Genomic DNA, 15,970 nt, shown 5'->3' on the forward strand with positions numbered 1-15,970 from the left:
GGTGTATCAGGTCAAAGCGATTTAGAACACGTACTGGGCACGCACGACCACACCTTTGCCGTCGTCGTCGCCGTTGACGTTGGTCACGTTGTCGGTCTTGGCCTTGACGTAAGCGGCAGAGATCTTCACCGCTTCGTTGGCGTACCAGTTGACGCCCAGGTTGTGCACCTTGGCTTCGGCGTCGCCCACATCACGGGTCGCGGTGGCGGTGGTGATGTTGTCGTCTTCGACGGTCATGCTGTCGTAGCGATAGAACAATTCCCAGGCGCCGATGGATTTGTTGGCAGGCTTGATCGAATCGAATTTGCCGATCTTGTAACCGCGCGCCTCGCCAGTGAGGGTGTAGGCGCCTTGCACGTAGAAACCATGGCCCTTGAGGTCTTCGAAGGCGCTGTCGTCAGCCTTGGTCTTGCGGGTGATGTATTCACCCTGGATCGACGCAGGACCCATGGCGAACGCGGCTTCCAGGCCGAAAGCGGTGTCGGTGTCGTAGGAGCCGGCCGGCGAGTTGTTCGCGCCACCCAGTACCGGACGGTTGCCGTTAGGACCGGCATCGTTGCCGCCCAGGGTCTCGACACCACGCATGCCCAGACGGGAGCGATAACGCGCGTCGAACGCAGTGTCCGAAACGTCACGCGAGGCCACGTTCACACCGAAGTGCAGCACGTTGCCGGCGTCGTGCATCGGAGCGAATACAAAACGACCGTTGGCTTGCTTGATGCTGTTGCCGTCGGTGTCGTCGGTATCTTTGCTGAACACGCCAGCCGAGGCATAGAACGAGTCGGCGAAGACGCCGGAAGCTTGCAGGCCCAGGCCGTTCTGGTGGCCGTTGGCCCAGTCGATCAGGTCGTAGGCGGCGTTACGCTCAGGCGCGGTGACCCACTTGGAGCTGGTGGCTTTTTCCAGGCCGAAGTCCGGGTCGAAACGACCGACCTTGATCGACACCGGCTTGAAGCCGTTGTAGGCCAGAGAGGCTTCGTCGAAGTAGCCGTTGTCGGAATCGCCGCTGTTGTGGGAGAAATCGTAGTTGATGGTGTAGGCCCAGTCCGTGTACAGCACACCGGACAGCTCCAGGAAGCCGCGACGGATGTAAGCGGCATCAGCCTTGTCGCCGTTGTCGGTGTAGATCCCGTCGAACTGGCTGTAGTCAGCCTGCAAACGACCGCCGAGCTTGAAGCTGAACTCTTTGTCAGTGGTAGCGACCTCCAGGCCGCCCTTGGTCTTGACCACGATATCGGCGCCGTCGGTGGTTACGGTGCCGGCGAAAGCCTGGGCGGTTACTGCCATTGCCAGAGCGCTGGCGGCAAAACCTGCGAAGTGCTTACGGATCATCGAAGAATTCCCCTAGTTGGTAGTCTATGCGTTAGAAAACACGCGGAACTGGGCCCGCTGGTGTTGGGAGGGGATCTTGGCGATGGGTTGTGTCAGGCGAGTTGCTATCACATAAAGATTTTATGACAGCGGAACTTTTTACTTCGAATGGGAATAACGGATTTGCTGCAAAACCTGTGGGAGCGAGCCTGCTCGCGAAAGCGGTAAGTCAGTCAACGTTGCATTGACTGGGCCGCCGCCTTCGCGAGCAGGCTCGCTCCCACATGAAGTTAGATTTATCGCATGGTGAGGGAGCAAGCTCCCTCGCCACGAATCAAGCAGTCCGGATTAGCGCTTGCGCAGGATCACGCTGCCGATCGAATAACCGGCGCCAAACGAGCTGAGCACCGCGACCGAGCCGCTGGGCAGGTCGTCCTGGTACAGGTGAAAGGAAATCACCGAACCCGCCGAGCTGGTGTTGGCGTAGCGGTCGAGAATCACCGGGGCTTCTTCCTCGCTGGCTTCGCGCCCGAGCAGCTTGCGGACGATCAGCTGGTTCATGCTCAGGTTGGCCTGATGCAGCCAGAAACGCTTCACTTCGCCGACGTTCAGCTGGTTTTCCTGCAAATGAGCGCCAATCAATTCAGCGACCATCGGGCAGACGTCGCGAAACACCTTGCGGCCTTCCTGGACGAACAGTTTGTCCCGCGTGCCGATGCCCTCTTCCGCCGCGCGGTTGAGGAAGCCGAAGTTGTTGCGGATGTTGTTGGAGAACTTGGTGAGCAGCTTGGTGCTGACCACGTCGAACTGGTACGGCGATGTCGCCTGGTCCGCCCGCTCGATGATCACCGCCGTGGCTGCGTCGCCGAAGATGAAATGGCTGTCGCGATCACGGAAATTCAAGTGGCCGGTGCACACTTCCGGATTGACCATCAGGATCGCCCGGGCCTGGCCCAGTTGTACGCTGTTGGCGGCGGCCTGGATGCCGAAGGTCGCCGAAGAACAGGCCACGTTCATGTCGAAACCGAACCCTTCGATACCCAAAGCTTCCTGGACTTCGATGGCAATGGCCGGATAGGGACGCTGCAGGTTGGAACAGGCAACGATCACGCCGTCGATGTCAGCGGCGCTGCGACCGGCGCGCTCAAGCGCCTGTTTCGCGGCGCCGACGGCCATTTCGCAGAGCACCGACCATTCTTCGTTGGAGCGCTCCGGCAGGCGCGGCGTCATGCGCTTGGGATCGAGAATACCGTCCTTGTCCATCACGAAACGACTCTTGATGCCTGAAGCCTTTTCGATGAAGGCCGCATTGGACTCGGTCAATGCCTCGACTTCGCCGCGCTCGATGGCCTCGGCGTTGTCGGCGTTGAACTGCGCGACATAGGTATTGAAAGACTGCACCAGCTCTTCGTTGGAGATGCTGTTGGCTGGGGTATACAGGCCGGTGCCGCTGATGACGACGTTATGCATGGTCGTGTCTCTGATCTGTTCAGGCAGAAAGTATTGGCACCGACGTACCAACACGCAAAGGGTCTTTCCCATCCCGTGGGAGCAGACCTGGCATCGCTTTATTCCGATCCGCCCGTGGCAATGAAGCCAAAACCACGGGACCGGCATTTATAGGCGCGAAGTTTGCCATAAACGCTGGCGTTTGGCCCATTCTCCCTTTCACCAGGCATGAAACCTGTGGGAGCGAGCTTGCTCGCGATAGCGGTGGTTCAGCTTGCATGTATGTTGACTGATACGCCGCCATCGCGAGCAAGCTCGCTCCCACAGGGGTTATGCGGCGTTACTCCATCAGCCCTCCACCAACCCCCACTGCTTGCTCAGGCGCTTGTCGGAAATCGGCACCTTGGTGCCCAGCTGCTGGGCGAACAGCGATACGCGGTATTCCTCCAGCCACCAGCGGTACAGTTCCAGCTGCGGATCGCGCTTGCCTTCCTGGGCATGCTTGCTGGCGCGGGCCTGGTATTGCGCCCAGAGGTTGGACAGCTCACCGCTCCAGACCCGGTCCTTTTGTACCTGGCTGCCGAGCTTCTCGAAGCGTTGCTCGATAGCCTTGAGGTAGCGCGGCAGCTCCTTGAGCCATTGATGCGGGGTTTCACGCACGAAGCCCGGATACACCAGGTGGCTGAGCTGCTGCTTGATGTCGTTCAGCGCCACGGCCTGGGCCAGGTCGATCTTGCCCTTGAAGCGTTTTTGCAGGCCGTGCCAAAGTTTCAGGATATCCAGGGTCAGCCTGGCCAGGCGTTCGGCATGCTCGGTCCAGCCGCCACGCTTGCGTTCGGCCAGGGCCGCCAGCGCGGCGCCGTCGCGTGGCAGGCTCGGCTCGCCTTCGAGGACGCAACTGTCGAGACTCGCCAGCAGAATGTCTTCCACCAGACCGTCGATGCGCCCAAGTTCGCGATACAGCAGGCCCAGTTCGGTCAGGCCGGGCAGCTTGCCGCGAAGAAACTTCGCCGTTTCGGCCAGTTGCTGCATGAGCAGGCGTTGCAAGGCGCGGCGATGCTGGAACTCGGCTTCGGCCGGGGTCGGGAAACGGCCTTCCTTGACCACGCCGCCCTCTTCCACCAGCGCCGGGTACACCGTCATCGACAGCCCGGCGATCTTCTGTTGGGTTTTTTCCGCCACTGGCGCAAAGATTTTCGCTTCCACCGGTTCCTGACTCTTCGCCGTCTGCGGCACGGCCAACGCGGCCTGGCTGGCTTCGGCAAAACGCGCGGTCAGCTCGGCCAGGTCGCGGCCTTCACCGAGGAACTTGCCTTGGCCGTCGACGATTTCCAGGTTCATGCGCAAATGGCTTTCCACTTGCAGCGCCGCTTCCGCCCAGGCTTCGTCGCTGACCCGCGCGCCGGTCATGCGCAGCAGCTCACGCCCCAGGGACTGCGGCAGCGAGCCCTCGGCAAACGTGATGCGCTGCAGCGCCGCCTTGACGAAGTCCGGCACCGGCACGAAGTTCTTGCGCAAGGCCTTGGGCAGATTGCGCACCAGGGCAATGCACTTGGCCTCGATCATCCCCGGCACCAGCCATTCCAGGCGCTCCGGCGGCAACATCGGCAGCAGCGGCGCCGGTACCCGCAGCGTCACGCCATCGCGCGGGTGGTTGGGCTCGAAGTGATAGCTCAACGGCAAGGTCAGGTCGCCGACGCGCAAGGTGTCGGGATACAGATTGGCCGTCACCTCGCTGGCCTCGCGAGCGAGCACGTCTTCTTCGCGCATGATCAGCAGCTGCGGATCTTTCTGGCTGTTGATCCGGTACCAGCTATCGAACGTCGCGGTCTGGTGGATCTCGGCGGGCAGGCGTGCATCGTAGAACGCGAAGAGGGTCTCCTCATCCGCCAGGATGTCGCGGCGACGGGCCTTGGCTTCGAGCTCGTCAAGCTGCTCCAGCAATCGGGTGTTGGCGCTCAGGCACTTTGCCCGGGACTGGATTTCGCCACGCACCAGCGCCTCGCGGATGAACAGTTCGCGGGACACCACCGGGTCCACCGGCCCGTAATGCACCGGCCGGCGACCGACCACGATCAGCCCGAACAAGGTGATCTGCTCGTAAGCCACCACTTGCCCGCGCTTCTTCTCCCAATGGGGCTCGAAGTGGTTCTTCTTGATCAGGTGCCCGGCCAGCGGTTCGATCCAGTCCGGTTCGATCTTCGCCACCATGCGCGCATACAACTTGGTGGTTTCCACCAGTTCGGCGGTCATCAGCCACTGCGGGCGCTTCTTGCCCAGCCCGGACGAGGGATGGACCCAGAAGCGTCGCTGCCGCGCACCGAGGTAATCGCCGTCCTCGGTTTTCTGGCCGATCTGACTCAACAGGCCCGAGAGCACCGCCTTGTGCAGTTTCGGATAATCGGCCGGTTCCTTGTTCAGGCTCAACTGCATGTCGCGGCAGATCAGGCTCAACTGGCGATGGGAATCGCGCCATTCGCGCAGGCGCAAGTAATTCAGGAAGTTCTTGCGGCACCAGTTACGCAGGGGGCTGGCGGTCAGGGCCAGGCGCTGTTCTTCAAAGCCGCGCCACAGATTGACCAGCCCGGCGAAGTCCGAATCCGCATCCTTCCACTGCGCGTGGGCCTGGTCGGCGGCCTGCTGGCGCTCGGGCGGGCGTTCGCGCGGATCCTGGATCGACATGGCACTGGCAACGATCAGGACTTCCTGGAGGCTGCCCAGTTTCGCCGCTTCCAGCAGCATGCGGCCCATGCGGGGGTCCACCGGCAAGCGCGCCAATTGACGCCCCAACGGCGTCAACTGGCTGTTGCGGTCTACCGCCGAGAGTTCTTGCAGGAGGTTGAAGCCGTCGCTGATGGCCTTGCCGTCCGGCGGCTCGATGAACGGAAAGTCGGTGATCTCGCCGAGGCGCAGATGCAGCATTTGCAGGATCACCGCCGCCAGGTTGGTGCGCAGGATCTCCGGATCGGTAAACTCCGGCCGGCCAAGGAAATCCTCTTCGCTGTACAAGCGCACGCAAATCCCCGGCTCGACTCGTCCGCAGCGGCCCTTGCGCTGGTTGGCGCTGGCCTGGGAAATGGCTTCGATGGGCAGGCGCTGGACCTTGGCGCGGTAACTGTAGCGGCTGATGCGCGCGGTGCCGCTGTCGATCACGTAGCGGATGCCCGGCACGGTCAGCGAGGTTTCGGCGACGTTGGTTGCCAGCACCACGCGGCGGCCCGGGTGAGACTGGAAGATCCGCTGTTGTTCGGCCGGCGACAGTCGCGCGTACAACGGCAGGATTTCGGTGTGCTTGAGCTGGGCCTTGCGCAGCATCTCCGCCGCGTCGCGAATCTCCCGCTCGCCCGGCAGGAACACCAGCACATCGCCGGGGCTGCGGCGCTCGCTGCGCTCGTAGGCGGCGATTTCGTCGAGGGTGGCGAGGATCGCCTGGTCGACGGTCAAGTCGTCCTCGACCCGATTGCCCTCCTCGTCCTGCTCCAGCGTCAACGGGCGATACCAGGTTTCGACCGGAAAGGTACGGCCCGAGACTTCGACGATCGGCGCGTCATCGAAGTGCTTGGAAAAGCGCTCCAGGTCGATCGTCGCCGAGGTGATGATGACCTTCAGGTCCGGACGGCGCGGCAACAGGGTCTTGAGGTAGCCGAGCAGGAAATCGATGTTGAGGCTGCGTTCGTGGGCCTCGTCGACAATGATCGTGTCGTAGCGTTCGAGGTAGCGGTCGTTCTGGGTCTCGGCCAGCAGGATACCGTCGGTCATCAGCTTGATCAGGGTATTGGCATCGCTCTGGTCCTCGAAGCGCACCTGGTAACCCACCAACGCCCCCAACGGCGTGCCAAGCTCTTCGGCGACCCGGCTCGCCACGCTGCGGGCGGCGATCCGGCGTGGTTGGGTGTGGCCGATCAAGCCATGCTGGCCGCGACCGATTTCCAGGCAGATTTTCGGTAACTGGGTGGTTTTACCCGAGCCGGTTTCGCCGGCGATGATCAGCACCTGATGCTTGAGCAGTGCCTCTTTGATTTCGTCGCGCTTGGCCGCGATCGGCAAATTGTCGTCGTAGCGAATCGACGGCACGCTCGCCTTGCGCGCCAGCACCTGGTCGCACGATGCCTGCATGCGCGTCACCCACTGGGCCAGCTTGGCCTCGTCGGGTTTCTTGCGCAGCTCGAGCAACTGCCGCCGCAACCGGTGACGGTCGGCGAGCATGGCGTGATCGAGGTTCTTCAGCAGTTTGTCGATAGCGGGGGCTTGGTCAGTCATCAGGTACGCAGGGGTCGTCGGTTTGAGCAAGGGAGCGATTGTCGCAGATTTGCGCACCGGACGCCGAGCGCTAGCGCTTTTGTGGCGAGGGAGCTTGCTCCCGCTGGGGTGCGAAGCAGCCCCCAGCTGTATTCGGCACCGCGATGTGACGGACAGAACGCAGGGGCCTGCTGCGCAGTCCAGCGGGAGCAAGCTCCCTCGCCACAAAAGCCAGAGACCACAGACCACCACAGACTATAAGCCGCAGGCCACAGGGGCTTTGTTTGCCGGGCGATTATTCGCTGTCCAGGTCCTTGCGCCGATACGGAAACACATCGATCACCTTCCCCGCCCGAATCGCCTCTTGCAGGCCCTTCCAGTAGTCGGCGTTGTACAACTCGCCGTGCAACTGGTCGAAGAGCTTGCGCTGCCCTGCATCGGCAAACAGGAACGGCGGGAACTCTTCGGGGAAGACGTCCAGCGGCCCGATGGAATACCAGGGCTCGGAGGCCATCTCGTCTTCCGGTGTACGCGGCTGCGGGATGTGGCGAAAATTGGCTTCGGTCAGGAAGCAGATTTCATCGTAGTCGTAGAACACCACGCGGCCATGGCGGGTCACGCCGAAATTCTTCAGCAGCATGTCGCCGGGGAAGATATTGGCCGCCGCCAGTTGCTTGATCGCCAGGCCATAATCCTCCAGCGCCTCGCGTACCTGGGCCTCGTTGGCGTTTTCCAGATAGAGGTTCAGCGGCGTCATCCGGCGTTCGGTCCAGCAGTGGCGAATCAGCACCGTGTCGCCGTCCACCGACACCGTGGACGGCGCCATCTCCAGCAGCTCCTCCAGGCAGGCCGGTTCGAATTTGCTCAAGGGAAACCGGAAGTCGGCGAACTCCTGGGTGTCGGCCATGCGCCCGACCCGGTCGACGCTTTTCACCAGTCGATACTTCTCGATCACTGTGGCCCGGTCGACGTTTTTCGACGGCGAGAAGCGGTCCTTGATGATTTTGAAGACCGTGTTGAAGCCCGGCAGGGTAAACACGCTCATGACCATGCCGCGCACGCCCGGGGCCATGATGAACTGGTCGTCGGTATTCGCCAGGTGGTTGATCAGCGCCCGGTAGAACTCCGATTTGCCGTGCTTGTAGAAACCGATGGACGTGTACAACTCGGCGATGTGCTTGCCCGGAAGGATGCGCTTGAGGAAACCGATGAATTCCGCGGGCACCGGCACATCGACCATGAAATACGAACGCGTGAACGAGAAAATGATCGACACCTGCGCCTCGTCGGTAATCAGCGCGTCGATCTGGATGCCGCGCCCCTCGCGATGCAGCAGCGGGATCACCAGCGGCCATTGGTCGTCACGGGTGTAGATGCGCCCCACCAGGTAGGCGCCCTTGTTGCGGTAGAGCACCGAGGAGAACAACTCCACCGTCAGTTCCGGATCCTTGCAGACCCAATCCGGCAGGTTCTCGCGCAGTTGGCTTTCGAGGCGTTGCAGGTCGCCGGGCAGGTCAGCGTAGTCCTCGCTGAAGCGATAGTCGGCGAAAATCGCCGCCAGCATCCTGTCCAGTTGCCCCTGGGGTTTGTAGGTCCGGGTCTGGGCCGCACGGGCACGGCGCAGGCTCGGCCGGGTGGTGTGGATGAACATGGTGCCGTCGCTGATCAGGTCATGGCTGAACAGGCCGCAGAAGATCGAGTTGTACCAGGTCTCCGACAGCTCATCGTCAAACCGCAGGTCGATCAGGCTGATATAGGCGCTTTTCACCAGCGGCCAGCAACCGACATCCATCAGGGCCTCGGCATCGAAGGTGTTGCGCAGCCTGGCCACGGTTTCGAAGACTTTTTCTTCATACAAGCTGATGCGCGCCGCCGACGCCGCTTGCGCCTCCTGCCACTGCGCCTGCTCGAACCGGGCACGGGCGCCATCGGTGATGTGCCGGAATTGCTCACGGTAATCGTCGAAGCCGTCGAGAATCGAACGGGCGATATCGGTGGCGGGCCATGGCTGCGACATAGGGAAAACCTCGGCGGGTCATGCTTGTTATTGGCGACTGAGCTTAGAGGCCAACCGAGCGGCAACGCAACCATTGCCATCGGTGTTTGGCGGGGCGACACTTGCGGCCCGATCAAGGAAGGACGCATCTCGTGAATCTCGTCGACACCCTGCGCTTGCTGTCGCTGGCCGCCATCTGGGGGGCCAGTTTCTTGTTCATGCGCATCATCGCCCCGGTGATTGGCACGATTCCTACGGCTTTTTTCCGCGTTTCCATTGCCTTCGTCGGCCTGCTGGTCATTCTTGCGCTGATGCGTATCGACTGGAATTTTCGCGGCAAACTGAAAGCGGTGATGGTGCTGGGCCTGATCAACTCGGGCATTCCGGCAACGTTCTATTCCCTTGCAGCCCAGGTGTTGCCGGCCGGTTATTCGGCAATCTTCAACGCCACCACACCGTTGATGGGCGTGTTGATCGGCGGGTTGTTTTTCAGCGAGCAGCTCACCGTGGCCAAGGTCAGCGGGGTGTTCCTCGGCCTGTTCGGCGTTGGCATCCTGACCGGTGCCGGCCCGGTGGCATTCGACCACCAGTTACTGATGGGTGCCCTCGCCTGTCTGCTCGCCACCACTTGCTATGGTTTTGCCGGCTTCCTCACCCGTCGTTGGCTCGACCATCAAGGTGGGCTGGACAGCCGCCTCTCCGCCTTGGGCAGTATGTTCGGCGCCACGGTTATCCTCCTGCCGTTGTTCGGTTACAGCGTCATCAGCCAACCGCCGGCCAGTTGGGGCGGCTGGAGCGTCTGGCTATCGTTGCTGGGGCTGGGCCTGGTGTGTACCGCGCTGGCGTACATCCTGTATTTTCGCTTGCTCAGCTCCATCGGTCCGGTCAAATCCATGACAACGACCTTTTTGATCCCCCCGTTCGGCGTGCTGTGGGGCGCGTTACTGCTGGATGAGCCGTTGGGGATGGCGCATTTGTATGGCGGGGTGTTGATTGCGGCGGCGTTGTGGCTGGTGTTGAAGCCTGGCGGGGCGAAACCGGCTGAGGTGTCTGGCCGGTAGCACATCGGTGTGATTGACTCCGCCATCGCGAGCAAGCTCGCTCCCACAAAGGGCTGCGCATAACCCTGTGGGAGCGAGCTTGCTCGCGATAGCGGTATGACAGTTACCGAAGCTCTAGCGGACTTTACGGAACACAAACACCAACCCGACGATGATCAGCACCATGCCCAGCAGGCTCAACAACGCCAGCCGATTGCCGAACACCAGGTAGTCCATGATCGCCGTCACTGCCGGCACCAGGTAGAACAGGCTGGTGACGTTGACCAGGTTGCCCCTGGCGATCAAGCGGTAAAGCAACAAGGTCGCCAACACCGACACCACCAGCCCCATCCACAACACCGGCACGATGAACCCCGCATTGTGCTCGAAGTGAAACGGTTGAAACGGCACGAACACCACGCACAGCAAGAGCCCGGCCAGGTACTGCACCGGCAATGTACCGAGGGGATTGTCGGTGATGCGTTTCTGCATGATCGAACCTGCCGTCATGCTCACCAGCGCCAGCAACCCGCACAGCATGCCCGTCAACGACATGCCGGCCAGGCCAATGCCTTGGTACACCACCATGATCAAGCCCACCAGGCCCAGCGCCAGGCCGAACATCCGTTGCCAGGAACGCTGGCGCTCCATGAGCACCACGGTGAGGATCGGTTGTACGCCCATCAACGTGGCCATCACACCGGGCGTAACGTTCAATTGCAGCGCCAGCAGATAGAAAATCTGATAGGCACCCAACAACACCAGGCCGGTCGCCGCCGCGTACAGCATCGGCTTGCCAGCCTTCGGCAGCTTGAACTTCAACAGCGGGATCAACAGCACCAGCGCGCACAGCGCAAGCGCAAAACGGATCAGCAGGAAAGCGAAGGGTGACGCGTGGGCCAGGCCCAGTTTGGAAAAGATCGCTCCGCTGCTCCACAACAAAACGAACAGGCTCGTGGAAGCCGTCGCCAATAAGGCGTTCTTGGAAAAGGAAAACATGAAAACCACCTGTAGTCAGGCAAAAAGCCAACTCAGCCGAAGCTGAAATCCAGTCGTTTTTTTCAGGCAGGCACAGGGGACGGCAACCGTTGCCGATCAGCCCCGAACGCCAACACCCGGCGGTGATACGCAGGCGTATACCGGTGAGCGACTGACAGGTGGAGGGTATTGACCGATCTGCTCAGGCTGCGGATTCCCGCACGGCACGACGCCAGCGTTGAACGCTGGAACCACAACCGCGGTGAATGGGAATGCAGGCATGAGCCGATCTCTTGAGGGATGGGTCCGAAGACCGAGCGCCGACTATAACCAGCGCCGATGTGTAACGCAATGTTTAAACGAACAACCAGTAGCCCAGCGCCGTCAACACAGCCACCGCCAACACCGGTCGCATCACCCGATAGGCCTTGGGATGCCGGCGCTTGAATTGCTTGACCTGGCCGCTGATGCCGTCGCTGAACGTCTTGCTCCAGGCATAGGCGCGGTTGATGCCGCCGACGTGCTCGTCGTCCAGGTTTTGCGGCGCGGTGGCGCGGCCGAGGAAGGCACTGATGGCGCGATTGAAACGAGTCATCAAGGGATTTTTAAGGGGACGCTCGATATCGCAGAACAGGATCACGCGCGTCTGGTCTGTTTCATTGCGGACCCAATGCACATACGTTTCATCGAACATCACATCTTCGCCGTCGCGCCAGGCGTAGACCTGCCCGTCGACGAAGATCCGGCAATCATCGGAGTTGGGCGTGGACAGCCCCAGGTGATAACGCAGGGAACCGGCGAATGGGTCACGATGGGGATTGAGGTGGCTGCCCCCCGGCAACAAGGCAAACATCGCGCCCCGCACGTTGGGAATCCGACTGACCAGCTCGACGGTTCGGGGGCACAACAACTCGGCCGACGGCAGCGGTTTGTCGTACCACTTGAGGTAGAAGCGCTTCCAGCCTTTCTTGAAGAACGAACCGAAACCGGCGTCGTTGTTTTTCTCGGCGGCGCGGATATAACCCTCGTCGAACAGGTGCATGGCTTCGTCGCGGATCACTTGCCAGTTTTCCTTGAGGACGTCCAGCTCAGGGAACTCGCGGCGATCCAGGTAGGGCTTGGAGGGCACCCTGGAAAACAGGTACATCAAGGCGTTGTAAGGGGCGAACAACGCCGAGTGATTGACGAACTGGCGCAACACCGGTAACCGCGCCTTGCCACGCAAATGCACAAAAAGCGTACTGCCCACAAACAGCAGCAACACCGAGGCCTTGGCGACAAACGAAACGCTCATTTCTTTCAACTCCTTGTTTGAATTACACAGCGCCATCAGCCCGACGCGGCGGCTGGCCATGTTAGATATCCTCATGCAGATGAAACATCGTCAGACGCGACATTCACTGTTGAGGATTACGCAACAAAGCCCTTGTTAACATGCGTCAGCTGAACCTTGGCTGACGCATCGAACGATCTTCCAACCAGCCCTCCAAATGGCGATGTTTTTTGTGGCGAGGGAGCTTGCTCCCGCTGGCGTGCGAAGCGCGCCCCTGCAATCGGCGGCACGCCTCAATCCCGGGCGCCTGCTTCGCAGTCGAGCGGGAGCAAGCTCCCTCGCCACAAGAGCCTTCCCCCGCTAAATCCAGCGTTCAGTTACTGCTGAGTCTCCTGCTCGGTAAACAGGTCACTGAACAACATGCTCGACAGGTACCGTTCGCCCGAATCAGGCAGGATCACCACGATCGTCTTGCCCAGCATTTCCGGTTTTTCCGCCAGGCGCACCGCCACGGCCATGGCCGCGCCGCAGGAAATGCCGCAAAGGATGCCCTCTTCCTGCATCAGGCGCAGGGCCATGGCCTTGGACTCCTCATCGGTCACTCGCTCGACCTGGTCGACAATCGACAGATCGAGGTTCTTCGGCACAAAACCCGCACCGATCCCCTGGATCTTGTGCGGGCTCGGCTTGATCTCCTGCCCCGCCATCGCCTGGGTAATCACCGGCGACGCCTCGGGCTCCACCGCCACCGACAGGATCGGTTTGCCACAAGTGTTCTTGATATACCGCGAGACCCCGGTAATGGTTCCACCCGTACCCACGCCCGCGACCAGCACATCCACCGCGCCATCGGTATCGTTCCAGATTTCCGGACCGGTGGTTTTTTCATGGATCGCCGGGTTCGCCGGATTATCGAACTGCTGCGGCATGAAATATTTCGACGGGTCGCTGGCGAGGATCTCGGCGGCCTTCTCGATGGCGCCCTTCATGCCCTTGGCCGGCTCGGTGAGCACCAGCTCCGCGCCCAGCGCCTTGAGCACCTTGCGCCGCTCGATGCTCATGGACGCCGGCATGGTCAACATCAGCTTGTAGCCACGGGCGGCGGCGACGAACGCCAGGCCAATGCCGGTATTACCCGAGGTTGGCTCGACGATGGTCATGCCGGGCTTGAGACGACCTGAGCTTTCAGCGTCCCAGATCATGTTTGCGCCGATCCGGCACTTGACCGAATAACCCGGGTTGCGCCCTTCGATCTTCGCCAGGATGGTCACGCCGCGCGGGGCGATGCGGTTGATCTGCACCAGTGGCGTATTGCCTATGGAATGGGCGTTGTCAGCGTATATACGACTCATGACCGGGTCCTTAATGCAGAGGGAATTTAGCGCTTAAAGGTAAGCCTGTTGCCAAAGGGCGTCCAGTTGCAGCGAACGTTCCAGTTGTTACGAGAGTCAATGGCTTTAACAACGGAGACTACTGACATGAAGCGTCGATACAGTTGGCCACTGTGGGCCTTCGTCGCCATCGTTGCACTGCTGGTGGCCGTGCATTTCGCGCTGCCTTATCTGGTGCGCGACTACCTGAACGACAAATTGGCGGACATGGGCGACTACCGCGGCCAGGTCAGCGATGTCGACCTCGCGCTCTGGCGCGGCGCCTACCGGATCAATGGCCTGAAAATCGTCAAGGTCGATGGCAAGATCCCGGTGCCATTCGTCGACGCGCCACTGGTCGACCTGTCCGTGAGCTGGCACTCGCTCTGGTATGACCATGCGGTGGTGGCCGCCGTGGAGTTCACCCATCCCGAGGTCAACTTCGTTGACGGCGGGCCCAACCGGCAGAACTCCCAGACCGGCCGGGGTACCAATTGGCGTGAACAATTGAGCAAACTGATGCCCATCACCCTGAACGAGGTGCGGATCAGCGACGGCAAGGCCACGTTTCGCAACTTCAACTCCAAACCACCGGTCAATCTGCGAGCTACCAACGTCAACGCCAGTTTTTATAACCTGACCAATGTGGTCGACACCGAAGGCAAGCGCGACGCCCGTTTCGAAGGCAAGGCCCTGGTGGCCGAGCATGCCCCACTGGAAGTCCAGGCAACCTTCGACCCATTGAGCGACTTCGAGGATTTCGATTTCCGCCTGCGCGCCACCAACATCGAGCTCAAGCGCCTGAACGACTTTGCCGCGGCCTATGGCAAGTTCGACTTCAACGCCGGCCACGGCGACCTTGTAGTCGAGGCCGAAGCCGACAACGCCCGGCTCAGCGGTTACATCAAGCCGCTGCTTCGCGATGTGGACGTGTTCGACTGGCAACAGGACGTCGAAAACAAGAACAAGAACATCTTCCGCTCGGTCTGGGAAGCCTTGGTCGGCACGGGCGAAACCGCCCTGAAAAACCAGAGCAGGAACCAGTTCGCCACTCGCGTGGAGCTCAGCGGCAACGTGCATCAGCAGAACATCAGCGCCTTCGAAGCCTTCCTGCAGATTCTGCGCAACGGTTTCGTCCAGGCCTTCAATGCCCGTTATGAACAGCCGCCGCCCTCGAAGGACTGAGATTTGCGGCTTTTAGCGGCGAGGGAGCTTGCTCCCGCTGGGCCGCGAAGCGGGCCTTAAAAGCCTGCGAGCGCTGCGCACTCGAGCGGGAGCAAGCTCCCTCGCCACAAGACTGAGTCAACATGTGACGCCCCATTCAGAGACTGAATACAGCGTCTGCGTTCACAGTCGGCGGGGCCGCGCGTTATAGTCGGGCACGACATTTATTTCGCGCGCCCCGCCTCGCCGGGCCGGCGACACCGTTCGAGGATTTGCAGATGAAGTTCGAAGGCACCCGCGCCTACGTGGCCACCGATGACCTGAAACTGGCGGTGAACGCCGCCATCACCCTGGAACGGCCGTTACTGGTCAAGGGCGAACCGGGCACCGGCAAGACCATGTTGGCCGAACAACTGGCGGAGTCCTTCGGCGCGCGCCTGATCACCTGGCACATCAAGTCCACGACCAAGGCCCACCAAGGCCTGTACGAATACGATGCGGTCAGCCGCCTGCGTGATTCACAGCTGGGCGTGGACAAGGTCCACGACGTGCGCAACTACCTGAAAAAGGGCAAGCTCTGGGAAGCGTTCGAGTCCGAAGAGCGGGTCATCCTGCTGATCGACGAAATCGACAAGGCCGACATCGAGTTCCCCAACGATTTGCTGCAGGAACTCGACAAGATGGAGTTCTACGTCTACGAGACGGACGAAACCATCAAGGCCAAGCAGCGCCCGATCATCATCATTACCTCCAACAACGAAAAGGAACTGCCGGACGCCTTCCTGCGCCGCTGCTTCTTCCATTACATCGCCTTCCCCGACCGCGCCACCCTGCAGAAAATCGTCGACGTGCACTACCCGGACATCAAGAAAGACCTGGTCAGCGAAGCGCTGGACGTGTTCTTCGACGTGCGCAAGGTGCCGGGTCTGAAGAAAAAACCTTCCACCTCCGAACTGGTGGACTGGCTCAAGCTGCTGATGGCCGACAACATCGGCGAAGCGGTGCTGCGCGAGCGTGATCCGACCAAGGCTATCCCGCCGCTGGCCGGCGCCCTGGTCAAGAACGAACAGGACGTGCAATTGCTTGAGCGCCTGGCGTTCATGAGCCGTCGCGGCACTCGCTGATCCTCTTCGTCCAACAAGAGCGAGGG

General features: G+C 61.1%; 10 protein-coding genes. 3 read left to right on the top strand and 7 right to left on the bottom strand.

Annotation, left to right across the window (positions count from 1 at the left end):
* Positions 1–21: 21 nt before the first annotated feature.
* From J3P94_RS20595 to aceK, 4 genes are all read right to left on the bottom strand, one after another.
* Entirely contained in the window at positions 22–1,332 is a 1,311-nt protein-coding gene (locus tag J3P94_RS20595; RefSeq protein WP_305496166.1) for an OprO/OprP family phosphate-selective porin, read from the bottom strand.
* 327 nt (positions 1,333–1,659) lie between these two features.
* A complete protein-coding gene (locus tag J3P94_RS20600; RefSeq protein ID WP_434569453.1) occupies positions 1,660–2,781 on the bottom strand; it encodes a beta-ketoacyl-ACP synthase III in 1,122 nt (373 codons plus the stop codon).
* A gap of 327 nt (positions 2,782–3,108) precedes the next feature.
* The gene (hrpA, locus tag J3P94_RS20605) at positions 3,109–7,020 is read right to left on the bottom strand and encodes an ATP-dependent RNA helicase HrpA (protein ID WP_434569454.1); all 3,912 of its coding nucleotides are present in this window, start codon (positions 7,018–7,020) and stop codon (positions 3,109–3,111) included.
* Positions 7,021–7,294: 274 nt separating this feature from the next.
* Positions 7,295–9,016 (bottom strand): bifunctional isocitrate dehydrogenase kinase/phosphatase, encoded by a 1,722-nt coding sequence (aceK, locus tag J3P94_RS20610; RefSeq protein WP_434569455.1) that lies wholly within the window; start codon positions 9,014–9,016, stop codon positions 7,295–7,297.
* Between the two features lie 131 nt (positions 9,017–9,147).
* On the opposite strand from aceK, the gene J3P94_RS20615 reads away from it, so the two are divergent.
* Positions 9,148–10,056 (top strand): DMT family transporter, encoded by a 909-nt coding sequence (locus J3P94_RS20615; RefSeq protein ID WP_434569456.1) that lies wholly within the window; start codon positions 9,148–9,150, stop codon positions 10,054–10,056.
* A gap of 114 nt (positions 10,057–10,170) precedes the next feature.
* Here J3P94_RS20615 and J3P94_RS20620 read toward each other — a convergent pair whose 3' ends face one another.
* The 3 genes from J3P94_RS20620 to cysK form a co-directional block, all read right to left on the bottom strand.
* Positions 10,171–11,034 (bottom strand): DMT family transporter, encoded by an 864-nt coding sequence (locus tag J3P94_RS20620; protein ID WP_434569457.1) that lies wholly within the window; start codon positions 11,032–11,034, stop codon positions 10,171–10,173.
* Between the two features lie 334 nt (positions 11,035–11,368).
* Entirely contained in the window at positions 11,369–12,307 is a 939-nt protein-coding gene (locus tag J3P94_RS20625) for an aspartyl/asparaginyl beta-hydroxylase domain-containing protein (RefSeq protein ID WP_434569458.1), read from the bottom strand.
* Positions 12,308–12,663: 356 nt separating this feature from the next.
* Positions 12,664–13,638 carry a cysteine synthase A gene (gene cysK, locus J3P94_RS20630; RefSeq protein ID WP_434569459.1) on the bottom strand — a complete coding sequence of 325 codons (975 nt, stop codon included), beginning with the start codon at positions 13,636–13,638 and terminating at the stop codon, positions 12,664–12,666.
* Between the two features lie 126 nt (positions 13,639–13,764).
* Here cysK and J3P94_RS20635 point away from each other — a divergent pair, with 126 nt between their 5' ends.
* On the top strand, positions 13,765–14,841 hold the full coding sequence (locus J3P94_RS20635) for a DUF748 domain-containing protein (protein WP_434569460.1): 1,077 nt from the start codon (positions 13,765–13,767) through the stop codon (positions 14,839–14,841).
* A 257-nt stretch (positions 14,842–15,098) separates the two neighbouring features.
* Positions 15,099–15,944, top strand: a complete 846-nt coding sequence (locus J3P94_RS20640) for an AAA family ATPase (protein ID WP_304550908.1) — start codon at positions 15,099–15,101, stop codon at positions 15,942–15,944.
* The last annotated feature ends 26 nt before the right edge of the window (positions 15,945–15,970 follow it).

Source organism: Pseudomonas sp. Z3-8 (assembly GCF_051131975.1).
GTDB lineage: Bacteria > Pseudomonadota > Gammaproteobacteria > Pseudomonadales > Pseudomonadaceae > Aquipseudomonas.